This is a genomic window from Streptomyces sp. NBC_01474 (genome assembly GCF_035918215.1).
GTDB classification, from domain to species: Bacteria; Actinomycetota; Actinomycetes; order Streptomycetales; family Streptomycetaceae; genus Streptomyces; species Streptomyces aureus.
Window position 1 is genome coordinate 5,961,416 of the sequence record NZ_CP109449.1, and the last position, 16,072, is coordinate 5,977,487.

16 protein-coding genes and 1 riboswitch are annotated in these 16,072 nt (G+C 70.8%); of the genes, 6 read left to right on the forward strand and 10 right to left on the reverse strand.

Going from position 1 to position 16,072, the window contains the following annotated elements; translation table 11 throughout:
* Nucleotides 1–51: 51 nt before the first annotated feature.
* From OG758_RS27440 to OG758_RS27450, 3 genes are all read right to left on the reverse strand, one after another.
* Entirely contained in the window at nucleotides 52–1,449 is a 1,398-nt protein-coding gene (locus OG758_RS27440) for an alpha,alpha-trehalose-phosphate synthase (UDP-forming) (RefSeq protein WP_326712388.1), read from the reverse strand.
* Between the two features lie 110 nt (nucleotides 1,450–1,559).
* Nucleotides 1,560–3,266 (reverse strand): DUF7927 domain-containing protein, encoded by a 1,707-nt coding sequence (locus OG758_RS27445; protein ID WP_326712389.1) that lies wholly within the window; start codon nucleotides 3,264–3,266, stop codon nucleotides 1,560–1,562.
* Between the two features lie 37 nt (nucleotides 3,267–3,303).
* Nucleotides 3,304–4,251 carry a glucosyl-3-phosphoglycerate synthase gene (locus OG758_RS27450; protein WP_326712390.1) on the reverse strand — a complete coding sequence of 316 codons (948 nt, stop codon included), beginning with the start codon at nucleotides 4,249–4,251 and terminating at the stop codon, nucleotides 3,304–3,306.
* 180 nt (nucleotides 4,252–4,431) lie between these two features.
* Nucleotides 4,432–4,563: riboswitch (SAM riboswitch) on the forward strand.
* Nucleotides 4,564–4,580: 17 nt separating this feature from the next.
* Here OG758_RS27450 and thrC point away from each other — a divergent pair.
* From thrC to groL, 4 genes are all read left to right on the forward strand, one after another.
* Nucleotides 4,581–5,867 (forward strand): threonine synthase, encoded by a 1,287-nt coding sequence (gene thrC / locus OG758_RS27455; protein ID WP_266562902.1) that lies wholly within the window; start codon nucleotides 4,581–4,583, stop codon nucleotides 5,865–5,867.
* A gap of 47 nt (nucleotides 5,868–5,914) precedes the next feature.
* A complete protein-coding gene (locus tag OG758_RS27460; protein WP_100595710.1) occupies nucleotides 5,915–6,190 on the forward strand; it encodes a MoaD/ThiS family protein in 276 nt (91 codons plus the stop codon).
* Between the two features lie 452 nt (nucleotides 6,191–6,642).
* Complete coding sequence (locus tag OG758_RS27465) at nucleotides 6,643–6,846, forward strand: cold-shock protein (protein WP_005315736.1); 204 nt, start codon at nucleotides 6,643–6,645, stop codon at nucleotides 6,844–6,846.
* 320 nt (nucleotides 6,847–7,166) lie between these two features.
* On the forward strand, nucleotides 7,167–8,792 hold the full coding sequence (gene groL, locus OG758_RS27470; protein ID WP_116512355.1) for a chaperonin GroEL: 1,626 nt from the start codon (nucleotides 7,167–7,169) through the stop codon (nucleotides 8,790–8,792).
* A gap of 72 nt (nucleotides 8,793–8,864) precedes the next feature.
* On the opposite strand, the gene OG758_RS27475 is transcribed toward groL, so the two are convergent.
* The 4 genes from OG758_RS27475 to OG758_RS27490 form a co-directional block, all read right to left on the reverse strand.
* On the reverse strand, nucleotides 8,865–9,140 hold the full coding sequence (locus OG758_RS27475) for a hypothetical protein (RefSeq protein ID WP_326712391.1): 276 nt from the start codon (nucleotides 9,138–9,140) through the stop codon (nucleotides 8,865–8,867).
* A 137-nt stretch (nucleotides 9,141–9,277) separates the two neighbouring features.
* Nucleotides 9,278–10,795: a PTS transporter subunit EIIC gene (locus tag OG758_RS27480; protein WP_326712392.1), complete on the reverse strand. Its 1,518-nt coding sequence runs from the start codon at nucleotides 10,793–10,795 to the stop codon at nucleotides 9,278–9,280.
* Nucleotides 10,796–10,879: 84 nt separating this feature from the next.
* Nucleotides 10,880–11,833 (reverse strand): N-acetylmuramic acid 6-phosphate etherase, encoded by a 954-nt coding sequence (gene murQ / locus OG758_RS27485; protein WP_326712393.1) that lies wholly within the window; start codon nucleotides 11,831–11,833, stop codon nucleotides 10,880–10,882.
* Nucleotides 11,834–11,894: 61 nt separating this feature from the next.
* Entirely contained in the window at nucleotides 11,895–12,815 is a 921-nt protein-coding gene (locus tag OG758_RS27490; protein ID WP_116512367.1) for a MurR/RpiR family transcriptional regulator, read from the reverse strand.
* Nucleotides 12,816–12,939: 124 nt separating this feature from the next.
* Between OG758_RS27490 and OG758_RS27495 the strand changes: the two genes are divergently transcribed.
* Nucleotides 12,940–13,308, forward strand: a complete 369-nt coding sequence (locus tag OG758_RS27495; RefSeq protein ID WP_326712394.1) for a hypothetical protein — start codon at nucleotides 12,940–12,942, stop codon at nucleotides 13,306–13,308.
* Nucleotides 13,305–13,580, forward strand: a complete 276-nt coding sequence (locus tag OG758_RS27500; protein WP_326712395.1) for a DUF4031 domain-containing protein — start codon at nucleotides 13,305–13,307, stop codon at nucleotides 13,578–13,580. The genes OG758_RS27495 and OG758_RS27500 overlap by 4 nt, the downstream gene beginning before the upstream one ends.
* Here the strand turns inward: OG758_RS27500 and OG758_RS27505 are convergent.
* From OG758_RS27505 to OG758_RS27515, 3 genes are all read right to left on the reverse strand, one after another.
* Nucleotides 13,528–14,763: a Cmx/CmrA family chloramphenicol efflux MFS transporter gene (locus tag OG758_RS27505; RefSeq protein WP_326716046.1), complete on the reverse strand. Its 1,236-nt coding sequence runs from the start codon at nucleotides 14,761–14,763 to the stop codon at nucleotides 13,528–13,530. The genes OG758_RS27500 and OG758_RS27505 overlap by 53 nt on opposite strands.
* 97 nt (nucleotides 14,764–14,860) lie before the next feature.
* The gene (locus OG758_RS27510) at nucleotides 14,861–15,361 is read right to left on the reverse strand and encodes a GNAT family N-acetyltransferase (RefSeq protein ID WP_326712396.1); all 501 of its coding nucleotides are present in this window, start codon (nucleotides 15,359–15,361) and stop codon (nucleotides 14,861–14,863) included.
* Nucleotides 15,362–15,392: 31 nt separating this feature from the next.
* Entirely contained in the window at nucleotides 15,393–16,043 is a 651-nt protein-coding gene (locus OG758_RS27515; protein WP_326712397.1) for an HD domain-containing protein, read from the reverse strand.
* Nucleotides 16,044–16,072 lie beyond the last annotated feature (29 nt).

The following is a 16,072-nucleotide window of genomic DNA, read 5'->3' on the forward strand; positions in this document are numbered from 1 at the left end:
GGGTCCGGCCCGATCCGAACGGAAGACCCCGGCCCCCGGTCTCGGCCCGGTCTAACCCCGCAGCGCGTCGAGCTGGTCCAGGAACCACTGGGCGGGCGGCAGCGCGGTCGCCGCGGCCGCGAGCCGCTTCGTGCGCTCGGCGCGCTCCCCGTCGCCCATGAGCAGTGCGGTGTGCAGGGCTTCGGCCGTCGCCGACACGTCGTACGGGTTCACCACGAGCGCGTCGTCGCCCAGCTCCTCGTACGCCCCCGCCTCCCGCGACAGGACCAGCGCGCAGCCCTCGTCGGAGACGACCGGGACCTCCTTGGCGACGAGGTTCATGCCGTCCCTGATCGGGTTGACCAGTGCCACGTCGGCCAGCCGGTACGCGGCCAGGGAGCGGGCGAAGTCGTCCTTCACATGGAGCACGACAGGCGTCCAACTCTCTGTGCCGAAGCGGGAGTTGATCTCTCCGGCGACGCGGGACACCTCGTCGGTGTACTCCCTGTAGACCGCGAGGTCCTGCCGTGACGGGTACGCGAAGGCGACGTGCACCACCCGCTCGCGCCACTCGGGGTGCTCATCGAGGAGGAGGCCGAACGCGCGCAGGCCGCGCACGATGTTCTTCGACAGCTCCGTGCGGTCCACGCGGACGATCACCTTGCGGTCCGGGCCGCCGGTCTGCTCCCGCAGCGCGGCGAGCCGCTCCTCGACGTCGGGGCGGCGCGAGCGCTCCCGGAGGAAGTCCGCGTCCGCGCCGAGGCCGTGCACCCCGATCTCCGTACCGAAGGTGCCGCCCACCACGGCCTCGCAGCACGCCGTGAACGTGTCCGCCCAGCGCCGCGTCAGGAACCCGAGCCGGTCCGCGCCCAGCATCCCGCGCAGCAGCTGCCCGGCGATGTCGTCCGGCAGCATCCGGAAGTAGTCGACCGGCGCCCACGGGGTGTGCGAGAAGTGCCCGATGCGCAGGTCGTCGCGCAGCTCCCGCAGCATCCCCGGCACGAGCGCCAGGTGGTAGTCCTGCACGACGACCGCGGCGCCCGGCCCGGCCTCCGCGGCCAGCGCCTCGGCGAACGCCCGGTTGTAGGCCTCGTACGACGCCCACTGCGCACGGAACCGTGGCCCGAAGACCGGCTCCAGGGGCGTCTGGTAGAGCATGTGGTGGACGAACCAGAGGACCGAGTTCGCGATGCCGTTGTACGCGTCTGCGTACACCTCGGGGGCGATGTCGAGCATCCGCACACCCGGCTCTCCGACGCCACGCCGCACCGCCTCGCGGTCGCCTTCGCCGAGGGCCGCGCACACCCACACCGCGCTCGCGCCGTCCGGGTCCTGTCCGATCGCGGAGAGCCCGGAGACGAGCCCGCCGCCGCCGCGCCGCGCGTCGAGCGTCCCGTCGGCCCCGAGCTCGTACGAGACCGGACCGCGGTTGGACGCGACGAGGATCTGTGCACCCTGCGTGGAAGCCATACGGGCAAACGTAGCCCGGTCCGTAAACGCTCAAACGTACGGCCGGACTCCGTGGGAGCCCGGCCGTATACGATCCGCCGTTCGCCTGCCGCGACGGCTATCCGCGCGGGTCAGTCACGCCGGCTGCGCGCCGCCGCCACCGCGAGGACACCGAGCGCGCACAGGGCCGCGGCGAGACCGCCGTACAGGAGCGTGTCCGAGTCACCGGTGTCGGCCAGCTTGCTGCCGTGCGGCCGGGGCGACTGCTGAGGTGGGGCCGGGCGCGCCTGCTCCCGCCTGGCGGTGATGACCGAGGTGCAAGGGTCGGCCCCGCCGGGCCGGGCCTGCGGGCAGTTGGTGCGCGGCACGCCGGCCGTCACGGTGACCACGGTGGCCTCTCCCGCCGTGCAGGACGCCTTCACGCGCTGTGTGATGACGACCTTGCCGTGGGACGCGACGTCACCCTTCCAGACGTACACGGACCCCCGCTTCGTGATGCTCCCGACGGAGGCGACCGGGGCCGAGCCCGCCGTCACGGGCCACTCGACGGTGGCGCCGGTGCGCTTCCTGGCCGAGAAGTCGGAGATCGTGACGGTGTTCCCGGTCTCCTGGCACGGCGGCACGGCGGCCCGCTGCGGCACGTTCGTGATGCGCAGGGCGGGCGGCGGCGGGGGCTGCGGCTTCTCGATCTCGGGGGCGGTCCCGCAGCTCGGGTCGGTGCTGCCGGCCGCGCAGTTGGAGCGCGGTGACTGCACCGCGATGCCGTTGGGCAGCTTCCCGTCGCCGCGCACCGGGTCGTGGATCTTCACCGAGTACGTGACGGTGGCGGTCTTCCCGGCGGGGATGTCACCGGTGTAGCCGATCCTCGGCGCGCTGTACGAGACGTGGCCGAGGTCCGTCCGCACGTCGCCGTTGTACGCGGCGTCGTCGAGGTAGCCGGTCAGGTCGTCGCTGAATTGGGCGTTCGGGTGGTCGAGCGAGCTGATGTTCTTCACCCTGACCGTGTACGTCAGGGTGTCGCCGGGGCCTACCGTCTCCGGGCTCGCCGTCTTGGTGACCTCCAGGTCGGGGACCGGGACGGACAGCGCGAGCGCGTTCGGGGCGCCGTACCTGTAGACGACGGTCATCGACCAGCCGGCCACGCAGCCCTTGCCGTCGGGCGCCCAGACGCCGCCGACCGCGACGGGGACGGGCGCGCCGGTGCCGGTGACGCCGGCGAACATGCTCGTGACATCGGCCTCGCCCGTGTAGTAGTGCGGGCCGTCGGTGGTCGCCGGGTCCTGGACCAGGTCCTCGGCGGAGACCTTCGCCGCCGCGCCGCCGTTCACGCCCAGCACGGGCACCGCGGCGAGCGGGGCGCCCGGCGAGGTCCGCACATCGGCGCCGGAAATGTCGCACCGCGCGAGCTGCGCGCCGCTCGGCCCCTTGTACGTGCCGTCGTTGCCGCCGAAGAACAGGCGGGCGTACGCCACCTTCGCGCCCGGCGGGATCGTCACCCGGCCGGTGCTGGAGCCGTAACCGGCCGTCGTACCGGCCGTGTTGACGCGCTGCATCACGAACGTGTCGTTGTCGCCGCCCCGGCCGCCGGCGGCGACCGAGCAGCGTGTCGCCAGGTCGGCCGGCGCGGCCGGGCAGCCCATGACCGTGTTGCCGATGGTCACGAAGCCGCCGTACAGCGATTCGTCGTAGCGCTTGGTGAACGGCGCGACCACGTCCGCCGAGGCGGGGGCCGCGGCGCCGAGCGCCGTCAGTGCGGTGACCGTGGCGACGAGCGCCCCGGCGGTGCGGGTCGCGGCTGCGCGCAGCCGTCGCTCACCCGAAACTTGTCTGAGCCACATAAAGGGCAATGTAGGCAAAACATACGATTGCCCCCGGCTACGCCACGCGGCGCTCCGCGTACTCGGTGATTTCGGTCATCGGGGGGCGTTCCTCTGTGTCCACGTCGTGCGTGCGTGGCTCGAATCCCTGTTCCCCGCGCTCGAACTGGGTGAGCACCGGACGTACGAGGTGCCCGCGCGCGAGCCGTAGCTGCGCGGTGCGGTAGATCGCCGCGGCCATCCGCCCGAGCGCCTGCCCGTCCTGGTGCCGGTGCTTGCGCACCCCCACGTCGACCTGCCCGAGCGCGTCCAGGCCCACCGTGTGCAGCGCGTCGACGAGAAGACCGAGCTCAACTCCGTAACCGACGGGGAACGGCAGGCGCTCCAGGAGCGATCTGCGGGCCGCGTACTCGCCGCCGAGCGGCTGCACGAACCCCGCGAGCAGCGGCCAGTGCAGATTGAGGACCGGGCGCGCCACCAGCTCCGTGACCCGGCCCCCCTGGCCCGCGGCGGAACCGAGCGGGCGGTCGTACATCGCCTTCACGAAGTCCACGCCGGGATCCGTGAGCAGCGGGCCCACGATCCCCGAGACGAAGTCCGCGGAGAACTCCTTGAGGTCCGCGTCGACGAAGCAGACGATGTCGCCGCCCGTCACGAGCAGCGAGCGCCACAGCACCTCGCCCTTGCCGGGCACGGCCGGGATCCTCGGCAGGATCGTGTCCCGGTGCACGACGCGCGCCCCGGCGGCCCGCGCGACCTCGGCCGTACGGTCCGTCGAGCCCGAGTCGATCACCACCAGTTCGTCGACCAGCGGCACCCGCTCCGTCATCAGGGCACGCCGGATCTCGGCGACGATCTCGCCGACCGTCTCCTCCTCGTTCAGCGCGGGCAGTACCACGCTCACCGAGGTGCCCGAGGCGCGCTTCGCGGCGATCAGCTGAGAGAGCGGGCGGTCCGACACCGACCAGGAACGCCTGCTCAGCCAGCGCTCTACTTCTTCCAGCACGGTGCGCGGCTCCTCACTGTCTGAACTATCTGATCACGAACTGTGATCCATCTCGCGGTTCGGACGACTATCTCAAGCGTCCAGGCCTTCGGTTACAGTCTTGAACAACGCCGGTGACCATCGCATGTCGGGGTCGCCGCCGCGCTTGAGTGATCAAGTGCCAGCTCAACAACCGAATAGCGCTCATCCAGAGGGACAGAGGGATACGGCCCGTTGAAGTCCCGGCAACCCTCCCGCCGACCTTGTCGAGGTCCAGGTGGGGAAGGTGCCAATTCCGTCTCGTGGCGAGATGCGCCGCGAGGAAGATGAGGAGAAAGGGCCTCGCCATCATGGCTGCGCAGACTGTCGCCACCACCACTTCCGTTGATCTCGGACCCGCCTCGGCGCTTTCCTGCCGCGAGTGCGGCACCAGCTTCCCGCTCGGACCGATCTTCGCCTGTGCCGAGTGTTTCGGGCCGCTCGAAGTCTCCTACGACCTGCCGGTCGGCGACCCCGAGTCGCTGCGCAAGGAGATCGAGGCCGGCCCCGCCAACATCTGGCGCTACGCCCCTCTCCTGCCCGTCCCGGCCGACGTCGCCGAGAAGCCGAACCTGAACCCCGGCTGGACCAAGCTCGTCAAGGCCGACAACCTCGCCCGTGAACTCGGCGTCGAGCAGGGCAAGCTCTTCGTCAAGGACGACTCCGGCAACCCCACGCACTCCTTCAAGGACCGCGTCGTCGCCCAGGCCATCGAGGCCGCCCGCGCCTTCGGCTTCACCACCCTGTCCTGCTCCTCCACCGGCAACCTCGCCGGCGCCGTCGGCGCCGCCGCGGCCCGCGCCGGCTTCCGCTCCTGCGTGTTCATCCCGCACGACCTGGAGCAGGGCAAGGTCGTCATGGCCGCGGTCTACGGCGGCGAACTCGTCGGCATCGAGGGCAACTACGACGACGTCAACCGCTTCTGCTCCGAGCTCATCGGCGACCCGCTCGGCGAGGGCTGGGGCTTCGTCAACGTCAACCTTCGCCCGTACTACGGCGAGGGCTCCAAGACGCTCGCGTTCGAGATCTGCGAGCAGCTCGGCTGGCGGCTCCCGGACCAGCTGGTCATCCCGATCGCGTCCGGCTCCCAGTTCACGAAGATCGACAAGGGCCTCCAGGAGCTGATCAAGCTCGGCCTCGTCGAGGACAAGCCGTACAAGCTCTTCGGCGCCCAGGCCGAGGGCTGCTCGCCGGTGTCCGTCGCCTACAAGGGCGGCCACGACGTCGTGCGGCCGCAGAAGCCGAACACGATCGCCAAGTCCCTGGCCATCGGCAACCCGGCCGACGGCCCGTACGTCCTCGACATCGCCCGCCGCACCGGCGGCGCCGTGGAGGACGTCAACGACGAGCAGGTCGTCGAGGCGATCAAGCTCCTGGCGCAGACCGAGGGCATCTTCGCGGAGACCGCGGGCGGTGTGACGGTCGGCGTGACGAAGAAGCTGATCGAGGCCGGCCTGATCGACCCGACGCTCACCACCGTCGTCCTCAACACCGGCGACGGCCTCAAGACCCTCGACGCGGTCGCCGAGACGTCCCAGGCGACCGCCACCATCCGCCCGAGCCTGGACGCGTTCCGCGACGCGGGCCTCGCCCACTGAAGACCCGCGCACTCCCGCGACTCCCGCACGGAAAGGCTGCAGCCCCCATGAGCGTCAACGTCCGCATCCCCACCATCCTGCGCACCTACACCGGCGGCAAGGCCGAGGTCGCCGCCGAGGGCGCGACCCTCTCCGAGGTCATCGCCGACCTGGAGAAGAACCACACGGGCATCGCGGCCCGCGTCCTGGACGACCAGGGCAAGCTGCGCCGCTTCGTGAACGTGTACGTCAACGACGACGACGTGCGCTTCGAGCAGGGCCTGGAGACGGCGACGCCGGCAGGCGCGGGCGTCTCGATCATCCCGGCCGTCGCCGGAGGCTGAGCGTCGGACACAGTGCCGGCGGCTGATCGCCCGGCCTTACCAAGGCCACACAGAGTCACCTGAATTGCCCCCTCCGCGAGAGAAGCGGAGGGGGCAATTCTGCAGGGTTGAGCGCGGTAGAGTTGGGAAGCGAGCTTCGCGCCTGTGCCGCGCGCATATATGAAGTCGGCCGCCGTCCGACAAGAAGCAGCCAAAGTGCCCAGCCCTTATCGGGTGTTCGTGGCATTTGTCGGGCCCGAGTTGCCCCGGAATCCAATGACTCCGCCGCTTATTACCGCTCTGCCGTGCCCAGAATTCTCGTCCGATTGACCTGTTGCAGACGGCAGTTGGGCAGATACATTCAGCCGCGGTCGACGCGTTCCGGCGCACACCTCCAACCAATGGGGCGTGAGGTCTGACCCGGGTCCGCGAAGTGCGGGCCTGTGCAAGGGCCAGTAATAGGGGAGTTAGTCATGGCTCAGGGCACCGTCAAGTGGTTCAACGCGGAGAAGGGGTACGGCTTCATCGCGGTCGACGGTGGTGCGGATGTATTCGTCCACTACAGCGCCATCCAGATGGACGGATACCGCACCCTTGAAGAGGGTCAGCGAGTCGAATTCGAGATCTCGCAGGGCCAGAAGGGTCCGCAGGCGGACATGGTCAAGCTCGCCGTCTGATCTCGGCGCGATCGGCCACCGACACACTCACGCCGAGAGGCCCGTACCCCGCGAGGGGTGCGGGCCTCTCGTGCGTGTGCGCGCGACCCGCGCACACCGCCCGCGGGGACCGCGCGTCTGCCGGAGGCGCTTGCACTCTCCTAGGCCGAGTGCTAATCATTGCGTTAGCACTCTGAAGGTGAGAGTGACAGAACTTGGATCGGGTCGGTGAGGCTCGCAGGCCGGGTGGGGCAAGGAACCACACGGCACGCAGGCCGTCCGTCGCGGGCACCAGCACGGTCCGTTTTGCGTTTCCACCCCGTCCGGGAGGACCACTTCACATGGCCAAGATCATCGCGTTCGACGAGGAGGCACGGCGCGGCCTCGAGCGCGGCATGAACCAGCTCGCCGACGCCGTCAAGGTGACCCTGGGCCCCAAGGGTCGCAACGTCGTCCTCGAGAAGAAGTGGGGCGCCCCCACGATCACCAACGATGGTGTGTCCATCGCCAAGGAGATCGAGCTCGAGGACCCGTACGAGAAGATCGGCGCCGAGCTGGTCAAGGAGGTCGCGAAGAAGACGGACGACGTCGCCGGTGACGGCACGACGACCGCGACCGTCCTCGCCCAGGCGCTCGTCAAGGAAGGCCTGCGCAACGTCGCGGCCGGCGCCAACCCGATGGCCCTCAAGCGCGGCATCGAGAAGGCCGTCGAGGCCGTCTCCGCCGCCCTGCTCGAGCAGGCCAAGGATGTCGAGACCAAGGAGCAGATCGCTTCCACGGCCTCCATCTCCGCCGCCGACACCCAGATCGGCGAGCTCATCGCCGAGGCGATGGACAAGGTCGGCAAGGAAGGCGTCATCACCGTCGAGGAGTCGCAGACCTTCGGGCTCGAGCTTGAGCTCACCGAGGGCATGCGCTTCGACAAGGGCTACATCTCGGCGTACTTCGCCACCGACATGGAGCGTATGGAGGCGTCGCTCGACGACCCGTACATCCTGATCGTCAACTCGAAGATCGGCAACGTGAAGGACCTCCTTCCGCTGCTCGAGAAGGTCATGCAGTCCGGCAAGCCGCTGCTGATCATCGCCGAGGACGTCGAGGGCGAGGCCCTGTCGACCCTGGTCGTCAACAAGATCCGTGGCACCTTCAAGTCCGTCGCCGTCAAGGCCCCGGGCTTCGGTGACCGCCGCAAGGCCATGCTCGGCGACATCGCCATCCTCACCGGTGGCACCGTCATCTCCGAGGAGGTCGGCCTCAAGCTGGAGAACGCCGGTCTCGACCTGCTCGGCCGCGCCCGCAAGGTCGTCATCACCAAGGACGAGACGACGATCGTCGACGGCGCCGGTGACAGCGACCAGGTCCAGGGCCGCGTCAACCAGATCCGTGCCGAGATCGAGAACTCGGACAGCGACTACGACCGCGAGAAGCTGCAGGAGCGCCTGGCGAAGCTCGCCGGCGGTGTTGCGGTCATCAAGGCCGGTGCCGCGACCGAGGTCGAGCTCAAGGAGCGCAAGCACCGCATCGAGGACGCCGTTCGCAACGCGAAGGCGGCCGTCGAGGAGGGCATCGTCGCCGGCGGTGGCGTGGCCCTGCTCCAGGCCTCCGCGGTCTTCGAGAAGCTCGAGCTCGACGGTGACGAGGCGACCGGCGCCAACGCCGTGAAGCTCGCGCTGGAGGCCCCGCTCAAGCAGATCGCCGTCAACGGTGGTCTCGAGGGTGGCGTCGTCGTGGAGAAGGTCCGCAACCTTCCCATCGGCCACGGCCTGAACGCCGCGACCGGCGAGTACGTCGACATGATCGCCGAGGGCATCCTCGACCCGGCGAAGGTCACGCGTTCCGCGCTGCAGAACGCCGCGTCCATCGCCGCGCTGTTCCTCACCACCGAGGCCGTCATCGCCGACAAGCCGGAGAAGGCCGCCGCGGGCGGCGCTCCGGGCGGCATGCCGGGCGGTGACATGGACTTCTGATCCTGATGGATCGGTAAGTACATCTCTGTCGGCCCCCGGGACCACTTGGTCCCGGGGGCCGACGGCGTGTTGTCAGACCGCCTGCTCCTCGTATGTGCGCCAGGCGTCGCGCCCGGCCTGCGCCGCGGTCTGCGCCTGGTGGAGCGTCCGGGAGGCGAGCTCGCCGGGTGACACCTCCCAGCCGCCGGTCCAGGTCCGGCCCGCGCGGACCAGTTCGAAGACGAGCAGGCCGACGCCGGCCGCGGAGACCAGCATCCCGGCGCCGGTCAGCGCCGCACCGGTGGTCAGCCGCCTCTGGTCGGGACGGAACTCGGTCCAGGAAATCTTCGAGAACGTGCTCTCAGCCATGACTTCAGAATGCGGGACGGCTCGCGCGGGCGCATGTGGAGCGCCGGGCGCCGTCAAGGCGGCCCGGTGGTGCGGTGGGAAACGACGAGGGCCACGCCGGTAGGTGACCGGGTGGCCCTCAGCAGTGGATGTCGGGGTCAGGCCGAGGCTGTCACCTTCGACGGTGTCGGCTCGCTCGGGGCGAGAGGCTCGGGCGAGCCGCCCGCGGCTGCTTCCTGGGTGTCCACGTTCAGATCCACCAGCATCTGCTTGCTGAAGCCGAAGAAGTACGTCGCCACGAAGCCCACGATGTAGCCGACCAGCAGGCCCGCGCCGTAGATCGCGACCGTCGTGCCGAGGCCCTTGTTGCCGTCGAGGAGGGGGAACAGGGCCCAGCCCGAAGGACCGATCGCCGTGGAACCGACCTTGTCGCCGATCATCGAGAAGAAGCCGACGAACGCGCCGCCCGCCGCGCCGCCCACGCACGCCGTGATGAAGGGGCGGCCGAGCGGGAGCGAGACGCCGTAGATCAGGGGTTCGCCGACGCCCAGGAAGCCCGCGGGGAGCGCGGACTTGATCGTCTTGCGGATCGACTTGTTGTGCTTGAGCCGCTTGAACACCGCGATCGCACAGCCGACCTGGCCCGCGCCCGCCATCGCCAGGACGGGAAGCAGGACGGTGTAGCCCTGCTGCTCGATGAGCGTGGTGTGGATGGGGATGAGGGCCTGGTGCAGGCCCAGCATGACCAGGGGGAGGAACAGGCCGCCGAGGACCAGGCCCGCGAAGGCGCCCGTGTTGTCGAGGAGCCAGTTCGCCGCGGTGCCGATGCCCGTGGAGATCTCACCCGCCACGAACATCAGGCCGAAGATCGTGACCAGGCCGGAGACCAGGACCGTGAGGGTGGGCGTGACCAGAACGTCCACCGCCTCCGGGACCCACTTCCTGCACCACTTCTCGATGTACGTCGCGAGGACCGCGGCGCCCAGCGCGCCCAGCACGCCGCCCTGACCGGGCGACAGCTTCTGGCCGAACGCCTCGATGTTCGCGACGCCCGCGTACACGATGATCGCCGCAACCGCGCCGCCCAGGATCGGCGTACCGCCGAACTCCTTCGCCGTGTTGTGGCCGACGAACACCGCGATCAGCGCCATGAAGCCGGAGGCGATGGCGGCCAGGGCGGGGGTGACGCCAGGCAGCCAGTGCAGGTTGATCAGCAGGCCGTTGATGCCGGCGATGATGCCGCAGCCGATCAGCGCCGGGATCAGCGGCACGAAGATGTTCGCGATCCGGCGCAGGAACAGCTTGAACGGCGTCGCGTTCTTCGCCTTGCGGGCCGCCCTCAACTCGGCGCCCTGGGCGGCGAGTTCGTCCGCGGTGACCGCGTGCGGCCCGGGGGCGGCGGCGGGTGCGGCGGCCTTCCCCTCCTCGACCAGGGTCTCGAACTCCGGGGTGACCCGGGCGACCTTTCCCGGTCCGAGGACGATCTGGTACGTCTCGTCGTCGACCACGCCCATGACGTCGGGGAGCGCCTTCAGCGCGTCCTCGTCGACGAGCGCGCGGTCGGCCAGGCCGAGACGGAGCCGGGTCATGCAGTGGGCTACGGACGTGATGTTCGATGCGCCGCCGACGAGAGGAAGGATCGCGGCGGCCGTGGCGCGGTTCTTTGAGTCAGCCATGGGTCGTGGTGCCTTGCTGTGCGTGGTGCGTGGGGGGTGGAGCAATACGGGACTGCGGGACTGCGGTACTGCGGTACTGCTGGACTACGCGGTCGTGGCCGAGGACCGGAGCGCGGCGCGCAGGTGCCCCTTGCTGTCGGTCAGGAGGCGGGCGGCCGTCGGGCCGTCGACCGAGCCGAGGATCACGAGGATGGCGTTCTTCACCTCCCCGTCCGTCGCGGCGAGTGCGGCCTCGATGTCGGCGTCGTCCGCGCCCGTGGCCAGGGCGACGATCCGACGGGAGCGGGCGCGCAGCTTCTCGTTCGAGGCGCGGACGTCCACCATCAGGTTCCCGTACGTCTTGCCGAGCCGGATCATGGTGATCGTCGACAGCATGTTGAGGACGAGCTTCTGGGCCGTGCCCGCCTTCAGCCGGGTGGAACCGGTGAGGAGCTCGGGGCCGACGACGACCTCGATGCCGTGGTCCGCGGCCGCCGCGAGCGCGCTGTCCGCGTTGCAGGACAGGCCGATCGTGAGGGCGCCCCGGTCGCGCGCGTGCTCGACGGCGCCGATCGCGTACGGGGTGCGGCCCGAGGCCGAGATGCCGACCACGACGTCGTCCGCCGTCAGGCCCAGTGCGTCCAGGTCCTGGGCCGCGAGCTCCTTGGAGTCCTCGGCGCCCTCGACCGCCTTGATCATGGCGCTCGGGCCGCCCGCGATCAGGCCGACGACCTCCCTCGGGTCGGTGTTGAACGTGGGCGGGCACTCGGACGCGTCCAGGACGCCGAGCCGGCCGGCCGTGCCCGCGCCCGCGTAGACGAGGCGGCCGCCGCGGGCCATCCGCTCGGCCGTGCCGTCGATCGCGGCGGCGATCTGCGGGAGCTGCTCGGCGACGGCGGTGGGGACGCTCGCGTCCTCGCCGTTCATGATCTGCGCGATCTCCAGCGTCGACAGCTGGTCGATCTCGGAGAGCTCCGGGCGGAACGCCTCCGTGGTGAGCGTGGCGAGCTGGGCGCGCAGTTCGCTGTAGTTGTCGGCGGCGTCGGTCGTGGAGGTCATGACGTGTGCGGCTCTTTCCGGTGCGGCGATGGGGTCGGAGGGGGGAGGGGGCGCGCGTCGCCTAGCGGGAGCCGCGCGGCGTGTGACGGTGCGCGAGCGCCTCGTACGACGCCGACAGGGCGGGGGCCGCCGTCTCGTACGTACGCTGCGCGACGCCCACGAACAGGCAGTCCACGACGAGCAGCTGGCTCGTGCGGGACGACATCGCGGCCGGCCGCAGCTCGCTCTCGCGCGCCGTGGACGTGGTCAATATGTGGTCGGCGTACTGCGAGACCGGGCCGTCGGGGCGGCCGGTGATCGCGATCGTGGCGGCCCCGTGCTCGAAGGCGACGCGCAGCGGTTCGATCACGTCACCGGTCGATCCGGAGTGCGTGATGGCGATGGCGACGTCCTTGGCGCGCAGCTGCACGGCGTTGGTGATCGCCAGGTGCGGGTCGCCGTGGGCGTGGGCGATCAGCCCGATGCGCAGGAGCTTCTGGGCGAGGTCCTGGCCGACGAGGCTGGACGCGCCGATGCCGTAGATGTCGATGCGGCGGGCGCCCGCCAGCGCGTTCACGGCCGCGCCGAGCTGCACGGTGTCGAGGCCGGCCGCGGTGTCGGCGAGGGTCTGCTGCTCGTCGTACGCGAGCTTCGCGACGACGTCGGCGATGGGGTCGTCGACCGCTATGTCCGCGGTGACGGCGGGGGCGCGGCCCGACTGCTGCTGGGCGGCGAGCCCGGCGAGGGCGAGGCGCAGGTCCCGGTATCCGGGGTAGCCGAGGAGGCGGGCGGTACGGACCACCGTCGCCTCGCTGGTGCCGGTGAGCTCGGCCAGGCCGGTGACCGTGAGGGCCGCGCAGCCGGCCGGGTCGCCGGCGACGGCTTCGGCGACCCGCTGCATGGAGCGGGTCATCGACGGCGCGAGGGTCCGCACCTTGGCCGCGAGGGCGGCCGGGGCGGGCGGCGCGTCGCCTGCGAAAATTTCCTTCACGTTGCTGGTCACATTTGAAAGATATTTTCAGGGGGGTGAGACGTCAAGAGTCCTTCGACTGTGCCGTACGGCACGTCACTCAGGGTCCTTCGGACGTTCTGAGGGGCCCGTACGCCGAGGGAGCACAATGGGCTGCATGGACCACATCAGCCCCCTCGAACAGGCACTGCACGCGGCCCGCGCCCTCGTACTCGCCGACCTCGGCTCCGGCGAGGTCGCCCACGCCGACGTCGTCTCCCTGGTCGAGGACTCCATAGTGCACCGTCGCTGGTGGGTCGAGCAGTGGCCGGAGGGGGTCGACTACGTCGCCGGGCTCGTAGCGCAGGACGTCCAGGACGGACTCCTCCAACGCTTCGGCCGCTGGCCCCTGTGCCCGGTGTGCGGCTCCGGCGAACCCCACGCCCTCGATGTGGAACCGGAGTTGGGCCCCGACCCGCACTGGGTGTGCAGCGAGGCGGGCGTGGTCGTGGCGCCCGTGGGGTCCCTCGGAACCGTCGCGCGATGACCGTCTACATCGATCCGCCGACCTGGCCCGGCCACGGGCGCATGTGGTCCCACGTGGTCAGCGACCTCTCCTTCGACGAGCTCCATCTCTTCGCCGAGCGGCTCGGCGTCCCGCCCCGCGCCTTCGAGCGCGACCACTACGACCTGCCGTCGCACCGCTACGAGGACGCGGTGCGGGCCGGGGCCGTGAAGGTCGGCTCGAAGGAGCTGGTGCGCAGGCTCACCGAGGCGGGGCTGCGGAGGCCGAAGGGGCGTCCCGCGGTGGGGAGTTGAGGTCCTTGGGGCCGGACGACGCCACGAGCTTCGTGGCCGGTCCGCGGTGCAGGCGCAGCGACACCGCCGTCGCGCCGATCGCCGTCACCGTCATCGCCGCGCCCGCCCACGCCGTCGCCGGGTAGCCGAGCCCCGCGTCGATCACCGTGCCGCCGAGCCACGGCCCGCCCGTGTTGCCCAGGTTGAACGCCGCCGTCGTCGTCGCCCCGGCGAGCGTGGGGGCCGCGCCCGCCACGTTGAACATGCGGGCGTTCAGCGCCGGTGCCGTGTAGAACGCCGAGAAGCCCAGCAGGAACGACAGCATCACCGCCGCCACCGCGAACCCGCCGAGCAGCGCGAGTGCCACCAGGAACACCGTGGACGCCGTGATCCCGCTCAGCAGCACTCCGAAGAGATGCGCGTCGGCGACCCGGCCCCCGACCGTCGTGCCGACCAGCGCGCCGACACCGAAGAGCGCGAGGACCGTCGGGACCCAGCCCTCGTCCAGGCCCGCCACATCCGTGAGCAGCGGCGACAGATAACTGAACGCGCAGAACACGCCGCCCGCGGCCAGCGCCGTCACCGTGATCGACAGCCAGACCTGGCTGTCCCGGTAGATCGCCAGCTCGCGCCGCGGCCGCGGCCTCTGCGCCGGGAGCGGGATCCGCGGGATCAGCGCCACCACCCCCACCAGCGCGATCGCCGATGCCACGCCCACCGCCCAGAACGCCGCCCGCCAGCCCAGACCGTCACCGAGGAACGCGCCCGCCGGGACGCCCAGCACGTTGGCGATCGACAGACCGCCGATCATCACCGCCATGGCCCGCGCCCGCTGTGTCACCGGCACCATCGCGATGGCAACTGCCGCGCCCACGGCCCAGAACCCGGCGCAGGCGAGCGCGCTCACGATCCGCGACGCGAACAGGACCGCGTACGTCGGCGCCAGCGCGCCCGCGACCTGGCCCAGGCCGAACACCGAGATCAGTGCGATGAGTGTGGTGCGGCGCGGCAGGCGCAGCGTCGCCACGGCGAGCAGCGGCGCGCCCACCACCATGCCGATCGCGAACGCCGATATCAGCAGGCCCGCCTGCGGGATCGTGACGTCCATGTCGTCGGCGATCGCGGGCAGGATGCCGGACAGCATGAACTCGGACGTGCCCAGTGCGAACACCGCGAGGCCCAGGATGTAGACGGCCGACGGCATACGGGTGGAGCCGCCCGCAGGGGTGTCTTCGGCGGTGTCTCCGGGAGCTTTTCGAGCAGAGTCAGGCATGACGTGACACAACGCGACGCAGCGTTGCTTAAATTCCCGACAGTTCGTAGGCGCAGAGGTCCGCCGTCGTCGAAATCCGTACGAAACCGACGCGCTCAAGTACCCGTTGCGACAGCCCGTTGTCCAGGTCCGTGTTCGCCGTCACCGCCGTGACGCCCGGCTGCGACAGTGCCCACGCGGCTATCGCGGTCACCGCCTCCGTCGCGTAGCCCCGGCCGCGCGCCCCCTCCGTCACGTCGTAACCGATCTCCACGCGGCCCTCCTCGTCCGGCGCGCTGTGGAAGCCGATCCCGCCCACCGCGCGTCCGTCCTCGACCCGCACGATCGCGTACGTTCCCCAGCCCTCGCGGTACGTGCCCGCCGCGTGCGCCTTCACCGTGTTCCCCGAGCCGGTCCGGGTGCCGTCCGGTGCGTCGCCGTCCAGCCAGGCGAAGCCGCCCGACCCGCTGTCCGCATTCAGGTCCCTGGCCGACTCCAGGGACAGCTCGTGCAGGCGTACACGCGCGGCCGCGATGGTGAGGAGTGTCATGGGCCGAGGATGCGACAGCGGCGCGCGCCGATCAACCGGTTTGCGGAGTCAGCAGGGCCAGCTCGGCTGTGAGGTTCTCGCGGGCCCGCTCCTCCCAGTGCGCCGCGCCGTACGGGGTGCGGAACAGGCGGGGCAGGGCGAGAAGCTGGCGCAGGACCGCGGCGCGGCCCTCGCGGAACGGCTCGTCCGGTACGAAGCCGTACTCCTCCCGGACCGCCGCCGCGTAGGCCGCGTACGCGCCCGGGGACGCCGCCAGGATCGCCAGGTCCGCGTCGCACAGGACCGCGCCGTTGTGGTCGTCCCCGTCCGGGTCGTGCGTCACCGTGAGCATGACCAGGCGGCTCACCTCGTCGATCTGCCGCTCTGTCAGGCCCGCTTCCGCCAGGGCCCGTTCCGCGAGGCGCGCCGAGCGCTCCTCGTTCGTCGAGCGCTCGGGGAGATACACCGCGTCGTGGAACCAGGCCGCGAGACGGACCAGGGCCGGGTCGTCCGCGTGGTCCTCCAGTGCGTCGATGTGGTCCAGGACCGCCTTGAGGTGCGTCGTCGTGTGATAGCGGCGCTGTGGCTCCGCCCAGCGGGCCAGGAGGTTGTCCGCGTAGGCCTCCGGGGTCGTCGGGGTGGCTGTCGTGGGCTGCGCCGCGGCGAGTGTGTCCGCCCAGGCTTTCCTCAGGTCGTCCCGCATGCGGCGACCCTAGACCCTGTCGGCGGGCC

Coding starts and splice junctions, on each gene's coding strand:
- OG758_RS27515 (WP_326712397.1), bottom strand. CDS start 16,043: ATGCGGGACGACCTGAGGAAAGCCTGGGCGGACACACTCGCCGCGGCG.
- OG758_RS27475 (WP_326712391.1), bottom strand. CDS start 9,140: ATGGCTGAGAGCACGTTCTCGAAGATTTCCTGGACCGAGTTCCGTCCC.
- thrC (WP_266562902.1), top strand. CDS start 4,581: ATGGCTGCGCAGACTGTCGCCACCACCACTTCCGTTGATCTCGGACCC.
- OG758_RS27495 (WP_326712394.1), top strand. CDS start 12,940: ATGGACCACATCAGCCCCCTCGAACAGGCACTGCACGCGGCCCGCGCC.
- OG758_RS27465 (WP_005315736.1), top strand. CDS start 6,643: ATGGCTCAGGGCACCGTCAAGTGGTTCAACGCGGAGAAGGGGTACGGC.
- murQ (WP_326712393.1), bottom strand. CDS start 11,833: ATGACCTCCACGACCGACGCCGCCGACAACTACAGCGAACTGCGCGCC.
- OG758_RS27480 (WP_326712392.1), bottom strand. CDS start 10,795: ATGGCTGACTCAAAGAACCGCGCCACGGCCGCCGCGATCCTTCCTCTC.
- OG758_RS27510 (WP_326712396.1), bottom strand. CDS start 15,361: ATGACACTCCTCACCATCGCGGCCGCGCGTGTACGCCTGCACGAGCTG.
- OG758_RS27500 (WP_326712395.1), top strand. CDS start 13,305: ATGACCGTCTACATCGATCCGCCGACCTGGCCCGGCCACGGGCGCATG.
- OG758_RS27505 (WP_326716046.1), bottom strand. CDS start 14,763: ATGCCGTCGGCCGTCTACATCCTGGGCCTCGCGGTGTTCGCACTGGGC.
- groL (WP_116512355.1), top strand. CDS start 7,167: ATGGCCAAGATCATCGCGTTCGACGAGGAGGCACGGCGCGGCCTCGAG.
- OG758_RS27445 (WP_326712389.1), bottom strand. CDS start 3,266: ATGTGGCTCAGACAAGTTTCGGGTGAGCGACGGCTGCGCGCAGCCGCG.
- OG758_RS27440 (WP_326712388.1), bottom strand. CDS start 1,449: ATGGCTTCCACGCAGGGTGCACAGATCCTCGTCGCGTCCAACCGCGGT.
- OG758_RS27460 (WP_100595710.1), top strand. CDS start 5,915: ATGAGCGTCAACGTCCGCATCCCCACCATCCTGCGCACCTACACCGGC.